Consider the following 6,835-nt stretch of genomic DNA (forward strand, 5'->3'; position numbering starts at 1 on the left):
CGCCTACCAGACGTGAATCCGCTGTTCGGGCGGCAGGTACATCTTGTCGCCGGGCTGGACGTTGAACGCCTTGTACCAGGCGTGGACGTTTCTCACGACGCCGTTGACCCGATATTTGGCCGGCGAATGCTCGTTGGTCAGCAGCTGGGCGCGGAGGGCCCCCTCGCGCTGCTTGGTCTCCCAGCTGTAGCCATAGGCGATGAAGAAACGCTGGTCGCCGGTGAGGCCGCCGATCATCGCCGGCTCGCCATGCTGGGCGACGTAGCGGCGGTAGGCAGCATAAGCGACTTCCAGACCGCCGAGATCGCCGAGGTTCTCGCCGAGCGTCAGCTGGCCCTTGATGTGAACGCCGGGCACCGGCTCATAGGCGTCATATTGCTTCACGAGCGCGGTGGCGTGGGCGTCATATTTCTGGGCCGTCGCCGGGGTCCACCAGTCGCGGAGCTTGCCTGAGCCGTCGAACTTGCGGCCCTGGTCGTCGAAGCCATGGCCGATCTCGTGGCCGATGGTCGCGCCGATGCTGCCGTAGTTGGCGGCCGGATCGGCGTTGGGATCGAAATAGGGCGGCTGCAGGATCGCCGCCGGGAAGGTGATCTGGTTCTGGGTCGGATCGTAATAGGCGTTGTTGGTCTGCGGCGTCATGTCCCACAGGCTGCGGTCGACCGGCTTCTTCATGCGGGTCAAGAGCAGGTCCCAGTCGAACTGGCCCGAGCGCATGACGTTGCCGATGAGGTCGCCCCGGTCGACCTTGAGGGTCGAATAGTCGATGTATTTGACCGGATGCCCGGTGCGCGGGTCGAACGCCGCCAGCTTGGCCACAGCCTCCTTCCTGGTGGCATCGTCCATCCAGCTGTTGGTCTCGATCTTCTCCTGCAGCGCGGCGCGGATGTTGGCGATCAGCTCGCCCATCTGGCGGTCGCTCTCCGCCGGATAATGGCGCTGGACGTAGATCTGGCCGACCGCCTCGCCGAGTGCGCCGTTGACCATGCTGACGCCGCGTTTCCAGCGGTCGCGCTGGTTGGGGACGTCGCGCAGCGTCTTCGAGTAGAAATCGAAGTTGGTGTCGTCGAACGCCTTAGGCAGGTAAGCGGCGTGGTCGCTGACGAAGTGGTAGGCGAGATAGTCCTTCCAGGTCGAAAGCGGTACGCTGTCGAGCAGCTTGCCGATTGACTGGACGGCGGTGGTTTCGGTGACGACCACGGTCTTGAGGTCGCCGAGGCCGGACTTGGCCAACGCGCGGTCCCACATCAACTCCGGCGCGAAACTGTTGAGCTTGGCGCGGTCCATCGGGTTGTAGATCTTGTCGATGTCGCGGCTCTGCTCGGGCGTCCAGTGAACCTTGGCGATGGCGGTTTCGAGCGCGATGATCCGGTCGGCCTTGGCCGCCGCCTCGGGGATCCCGGCGAGCTCCTGGATCTTGGTCACGTAGGCGCGATAGGCGGTGCGATAGGCGTCATACTTGGCGCCCTGGAGCAAATAATAGTCGCGGTTGGGCATGCCGAGGCCGCCCTGGCCGGCGTAGGCCGCATATTGGGTCGGGTTAGACAGGTCGGGGTAGATGGCGACGCCGACGGGGGACTCGTAACCGACGGTCGCGAACAGGTCGACCAAGTCGCCCTTGTCCTTCACCGCGGCGATCCGGTCGAGATAGGGCTTCAGGGGCGCGGCGCCCTTGGCGGCGATCGCTGCTTCGTCCATCCAGCTGGCATAGAAATCGCCGACCTGCTGGCCGATCTGGCCGTAGCCGCCGGGGTTCTTGGCGGTGTCCTCGACAATCGCCCGGACATCCTTGTCGATCTGGTCATTGAGCACGGAATCGATGCCGACGAAGGTCCGGTCGGGGGCGATCTCTGTGCGCTTGGCCCAGGCACCGTTGACGTAATCGAAGAAGTCGTCGCCCGGCTTGACGCTGCTGTCCATCGCCGAAAGGTCGACGCCCCACGGCGCAAAGGCCGGCGCCGCGGCCAGCGCGAGAGCGGGGGTGACAAGCGCCGTCGCAGCGGCCAGCAGCAGCAATTTCCGTTTCATGGCAATCCCTTATCCTGATCGATTGGCGCGCACGCTAGTCGGTGCCGCGCCAATGCCAAGCCCATTTTCGATAAACGGCTGACTCAGCCGATTTGCGGTGCCTCAGGAAGCGACAAAGTGACCATCAGGCCGCCCAGATCCTCGCTTTCGGAAAGCCAGACCTTGCCGCCATAGATTTCGGCGACGTCGCGGACGATGGCGAGGCCAAGCCCGGTACCCGGTTTGCCGGTCGTGTCCAGCCGCGTGCCGCGCGTGAACAGCTCGGCCCGCTTGGCCTCGGGAATGCCGGGCCCGTCATCCTCGATCTGGATGCCGACCATGCCCCTGGCCGGCGGGTCGACCGTGACGAACACCCGGCCGTGGCCATATTTGGCGGCATTCTCGACCAGGTTGCCGAGCATTTCGTCGAGGTCCTGCCGCTCGACCCGGACCTGAGCATGCTTCTCGCCGGCAATGTCAATGGTGACCCGGTCGTAAAGCGTCGAAACGGCCCGCTCGACCGCTTCGAGGCTTTCCCACACCGTGACGCGGGCCTGGGTCGAGGCGCGGCGGCCGATGGCGCGGGCGCGGGCCAGATGGTGGTCGACCTGTCGGCGCATCGCCGCCGCTTCGCGGATCACCGTATTGTCGAGGTCCTCGGCATGGGCGGTGGCGGCGTTGGTGATCACCGTCAGCGGGGTCTTCAGCGCATGGGCGAGGTTGCCAGCATGGCGCCGCGCTTCCTCCGCCTGGGCCTCGCTATGGGCAAGCAGTTCGTTGATCTCATCGACCAGCGGCTCGACCTCGCGCGGGAAATCCTCGGCGATGCGGGTCTTCACGCCGCCACGGATCGCTGACACTTCGCGCCTGATCCGGCGTAATGGCCAAAGGCCGTAAATGGCCTGCAGCGCAGCCAGCACCAGCAGGCCGAGGCCGAGCCCGGCGAAGCTGCCGATCAGCGTCGAGCGAAGTTCCTTGATCTGGCCGTCGATCGCCTGGCGCGACTGGGCGACCTGGAACCGCCAGCGGACGTTGCTGCCGGGCAGGACGACATCGCGTTCCAGGATGCGGAGCGGCTCGTCAGCGAACTCGCTGCTATCGCGCTTGTGCAGCTCGACATCATTGTGGCCGGTATCGACCTTCAGCCGCCTGTCCCACAGTGAGCGCGACGGAAAGGTTTCCTGGCCCACGCCGCTGATCTGGAAGTAGACGCCCGAATAGGGCTCGAGGAAGCGCTGGTCGGCCGGCGGGCGGCTGAACCGGACCTCGCCGTCGGGCCCGATTTCCGATGCGCCGATCATCGACTTGAGGACGCGTTCCAGCTGCGCATCGAAATTCTCGACGATCTGGCGGCTGAGCACCCGATCGAGCGCGAAGCCGCCAATCAGCAGCAGCACGCTGATCCAGATCGCCGAAACGACGATCATGCGCCGGGTCAGCGACCCTCCGCGGCGTTCCCTGACCTTCACCGCACCGTCGGTGACGGCGGCATCGTTCAAGCGGGCACGTCCTCAAGGCTGTAGCCGAGGCCGCGAATGGTGGTGATGACGTCGGCGCCAAGCTTCTTGCGGATGCGGGTGACGAACACCTCGATGGTGTTCGAATCCCGGTCGAAGTCCTGGTCGTAGATATGCTCGATCAGCTCGGTCCGGCTTACGACCTTGCCCTTGTGGTGCATCAAATAGCTCAAGAGCTTATATTCCTGCGCGGTCAGCTTGACCGGTTCGCCGGCCTTGGTGACCTTGCCCGAACGGGTGTCGAGGCGAATATCGCCGGCAATGAGTTCCGAGCTGGCGACGCCAGCGGCGCGGCGGATCAGGGCGCGCAGCCGAGCGATCAGTTCCTCGGTCTGGAACGGCTTGGCGAGATAATCGTCGGCGCCGGCATCCAGCCCAGCGACCTTGTCCGACCAGCTGTCGCGGGCCGTCAGGACCAGCACCGGCATCTTGCGGCCTTCCTTGCGCCAGCGGTCGAGCACCGTCAGCCCGTCAATTTCGGGCAGGCCGAGGTCGAGCACCACCGCGTCATAGGTTTCGGTCGAGCCGAGATAATGGCCGTCCTCGCCGTCGGTGGCGAGATCAACCGCATAGCCAGCGCCTTCCAGCGTCGAGCGCAGCTGGCGGCCCAGATTGGGTTCGTCTTCGACGATCAACACGCGCATTCGTTCATCCTTGATATGCTTTCGCAGTCACAAACACGTGGCAACCTGAACGGTTGCTTGGCCGCAACGAAAGGAACGGGCAAGCGGATATTGAAAAGTAGGTGAGTCGCGACACGATGTTCGAGTGGATTACCAGCCTGATTGACCGGGCCGGCTATGCCGGAATCGCCTTCGTCATGTTCCTGGAAGGGGTGTTTCCGCCGATCCCGTCCTGGCTAGTGATGCCGCTGGCCGGGTTCGAGGCATCGTCAGGCAGGTTGTCGCCGGTGCTGGTGGTGCTGGCCGGAACTACCGGATCAACCTTAAGTGCGCTCATCTGGTATTTAGTGGGGAAAGGCCTCGGCACGGAGCGGGTGAAGGGGTTCGCCGCCCGCCACGGACATTGGCTGACGCTTAGCCCTGACCAAATCGACCGGGTCGACGGCTGGTTTCATCGGCATGGCGCCCCGGCGGTGATCATCGGGCGGCTGATCCCGATTTCCCGCCACCTCATCTCCGTTCCGGCCGGCGTGTTCGGCATGGACTGGCGAAAATTCCTGCTGTTCACCGCGATCGGCGACGGCATGTGGAATGGATTGCTAATGTCCGCCGGTTATCTGCTCCGCGCGGAATATGCCCGGGTGCAGGACTATCTCGGCCCGATCGCCAGCGTGGTGCTGGGGCTAGTGGTCCTGGCCTATGTGGTGCGGGTAATTACCTGGAAGCGGCCCTAATCGCCCGACTTGTCGACGATCTGGCCGGTGCGGGGATCGACATCGACCCAGATGACCTTGCCTCGGTCGAGGAACTTCATGCGCACGTTGGGGCCGCGGATTTCCGGGCCGAGATAGTCGGCGCCGCCCATCCGCGGCAGCACGCGCCGCTCGATCTGCGGCAACGGCATCGAACGGCCCTCCTGGGTCGCGCGGAAGGCGCGGTCCTGGTCGCGCGGCCGGTCGAGCCAGGCGATGCGCGGCGTGCCGGATGAAGGAACTGCGACGGTGGCCTGCGGGCCATCATTCTTGCGGGCGAGCGCAGGGGTGGCGACCGCGGCAGAGGCGACGCACAGCGATAGGACAAGGGTACGAAACAGGCTCATTGGCTTTACTCTCGCCGGCCTGACTATAGCCAATCCATTGAACAAGCTATGAATGCCCCCGTTGCCTGCCGTTCATCCTCGCAGCCTCGCGACGGCATGCCCCCAGCATGTCTACTCGGTTGCACCCCCGTGACGACGAGTAGAAGCTACGCTAGGGCGCGCGGCGATGGCACCCCCAATTTTGTCCTATGAAGAGCTGGGCCTGATCCAGGGTGAAGGCTGGCTGTTCCGCAATCTCGATATTTTCATCGGCCCCAAGGACCGTTTGGCGCTGATCGGCCGCAACGGCGCCGGCAAGACGACCTTGCTGAAATGCCTCGGCGGGATGATCGAGACCGATGAGGGGACCAGGAAGCTGGTGCCGGGCACCAAAGTGGTGCTGCTGGAGCAGGACCCGGTGATGACCGGCCACGCCACCCTGGAAGAATGGGTGTTGGCGGGTGAGGATGCGCCGGCGGCGCATGAAGCGGCGGCGATCGCCGACCAGATTGGCATCGACCTTGACCGTGACGTGGCGACCGCCAGCGGCGGCGAGCGGCGCCGGGCGGCGATCGTCCGGGCGCTGGCGCAGAATCCCGACGTGCTGATGCTCGACGAGCCGACCAACCATCTCGACCTGGGCGCGATCGACTGGCTCGAGCAATGGCTGCAGCGGTTCAAGGGGGCGTTCATCGCCATCAGCCACGATCGGACCTTCCTCACTCGGCTGACCAGAAGCTGTCTGTGGCTCGACCGCGGGACGATGCGGCGCGCGGAAATTGGCTTCGGCGGGTTCGAGGCGTGGACCGAAGCGGTTTATGCCGAAGAGCAGCGCGCGGCCGAGAAGCTCGACGCCAAGCTGGCGCTGGAGCTGCACTGGCTGCAGCGCGGGGTGACGGCGCGGCGGCGGCGCAATCAGGGACGGCTAGCCAAATTGAACGAGATGCGTGCGCAGCGGGCGGCGATGCTCGGGCCGGCAGGAGGGGCCAAGCTCGGCCTCGCCAAGGACGAGGTGAAGACCAAGACGGTGATCGACGCCGATCGGGTGACCAAGAGCTTCGGGGACCGCCCAATCATTCGCGACTTCACCTTGCGCATCCAGCGCGGCGACCGGATCGGGCTGGTCGGGGCCAACGGCGCCGGCAAGACGACGCTGCTGAAACTGCTGACCGGCGAACTGAAGCCCGATGTGGGGACGGTGACCCAGGCCAAGACGCTGAGCGGCATCGTCATCGACCAACAGCGCAAGCTGATGGCGCCGGAGAAGCGCGTGCGCGACGTGCTGGCCGAGGGTGGCGACTGGATCGAGGTGCGCGGCCACAAGAAGCACATCAAGGGCTATCTGAAGGAATATCTGTTCGATCCGTCGCTGACCGAAGCGCCGATCGGGTCGCTGTCGGGCGGGGAGCGGTCGCGGCTGCTCTTGGCGCGCGAGTTTGCGCGAGCCTCGAACCTGCTGGTGCTCGACGAGCCGACCAACGACCTCGACCTGGAGACGCTCGACCTGCTTCAGGAGGTGATCGCCGATTATGAGGGGACGGTGCTGATCGTCAGCCACGACCGCGACTTCCTCGACAAGACGGTGACGGTGACACTGGGATTGGACGGGG

At 65.0% G+C, this 6,835-nt stretch carries 6 protein-coding genes; 2 read left to right on the plus strand and 4 right to left on the minus strand.

Annotated features, from left to right (window positions below; translation table 11 throughout):
- Nucleotides 1-3 precede the first annotated feature (3 nt).
- From Q0C64_RS06230 to Q0C64_RS06240, 3 genes are all read right to left on the minus strand, one after another.
- Complete coding sequence (locus tag Q0C64_RS06230) at nt 4-2,028, minus strand: M13 family metallopeptidase (protein ID WP_294121601.1); 2,025 nt, start codon at nt 2,026-2,028, stop codon at nt 4-6.
- Between the two features lie 83 nt (nt 2,029-2,111).
- On the minus strand, nt 2,112-3,434 hold the full coding sequence (locus Q0C64_RS06235; protein ID WP_294121618.1) for an ATP-binding protein: 1,323 nt from the start codon (nt 3,432-3,434) through the stop codon (nt 2,112-2,114).
- Nucleotides 3,435-3,502: 68 nt separating this feature from the next.
- Nucleotides 3,503-4,168 (minus strand): response regulator transcription factor, encoded by a 666-nt coding sequence (locus Q0C64_RS06240; RefSeq protein WP_294121603.1) that lies wholly within the window; start codon nt 4,166-4,168, stop codon nt 3,503-3,505.
- 101 nt (nt 4,169-4,269) lie between these two features.
- On the opposite strand from Q0C64_RS06240, the gene Q0C64_RS06245 reads away from it, so the two are divergent.
- Entirely contained in the window at nt 4,270-4,881 is a 612-nt protein-coding gene (locus tag Q0C64_RS06245) for a DedA family protein (RefSeq protein ID WP_294121605.1), read from the plus strand.
- Here Q0C64_RS06245 and Q0C64_RS06250 read toward each other — a convergent pair.
- The gene (locus Q0C64_RS06250; RefSeq protein ID WP_294121608.1) at nt 4,878-5,246 is read right to left on the minus strand and encodes a hypothetical protein; all 369 of its coding nucleotides are present in this window, start codon (nt 5,244-5,246) and stop codon (nt 4,878-4,880) included. The two genes, Q0C64_RS06245 and Q0C64_RS06250, sit on opposite strands and share 4 nt — an antisense overlap.
- A 166-nt stretch (nt 5,247-5,412) precedes the next feature.
- Between Q0C64_RS06250 and Q0C64_RS06255 the strand changes: the two genes are divergently transcribed.
- A partial coding sequence (locus tag Q0C64_RS06255; protein ID WP_294121615.1) for an ABC-F family ATP-binding cassette domain-containing protein occupies nt 5,413-6,835 on the plus strand: 1,423 nt, incomplete at its 3' end.

This window comes from Sphingomonas sp. (assembly GCF_023266535.1).
Classification (GTDB): Bacteria; Pseudomonadota; Alphaproteobacteria; order Sphingomonadales; family Sphingomonadaceae; genus Sphingomicrobium.

Excerpts from the sequence above, each read along its gene's own strand:
- Q0C64_RS06230 (WP_294121601.1), bottom strand. The coding sequence starts at position 2,028 with ATGAAACGGAAATTGCTGCTGCTGGCCGCTGCGACGGCGCTTGTCACC.
- Q0C64_RS06235 (WP_294121618.1), bottom strand. The coding sequence starts at position 3,434 with ATGATCGTCGTTTCGGCGATCTGGATCAGCGTGCTGCTGCTGATTGGC.
- Q0C64_RS06240 (WP_294121603.1), bottom strand. The coding sequence starts at position 4,168 with ATGCGCGTGTTGATCGTCGAAGACGAACCCAATCTGGGCCGCCAGCTG.
- Q0C64_RS06250 (WP_294121608.1), bottom strand. The coding sequence starts at position 5,246 with ATGAGCCTGTTTCGTACCCTTGTCCTATCGCTGTGCGTCGCCTCTGCC.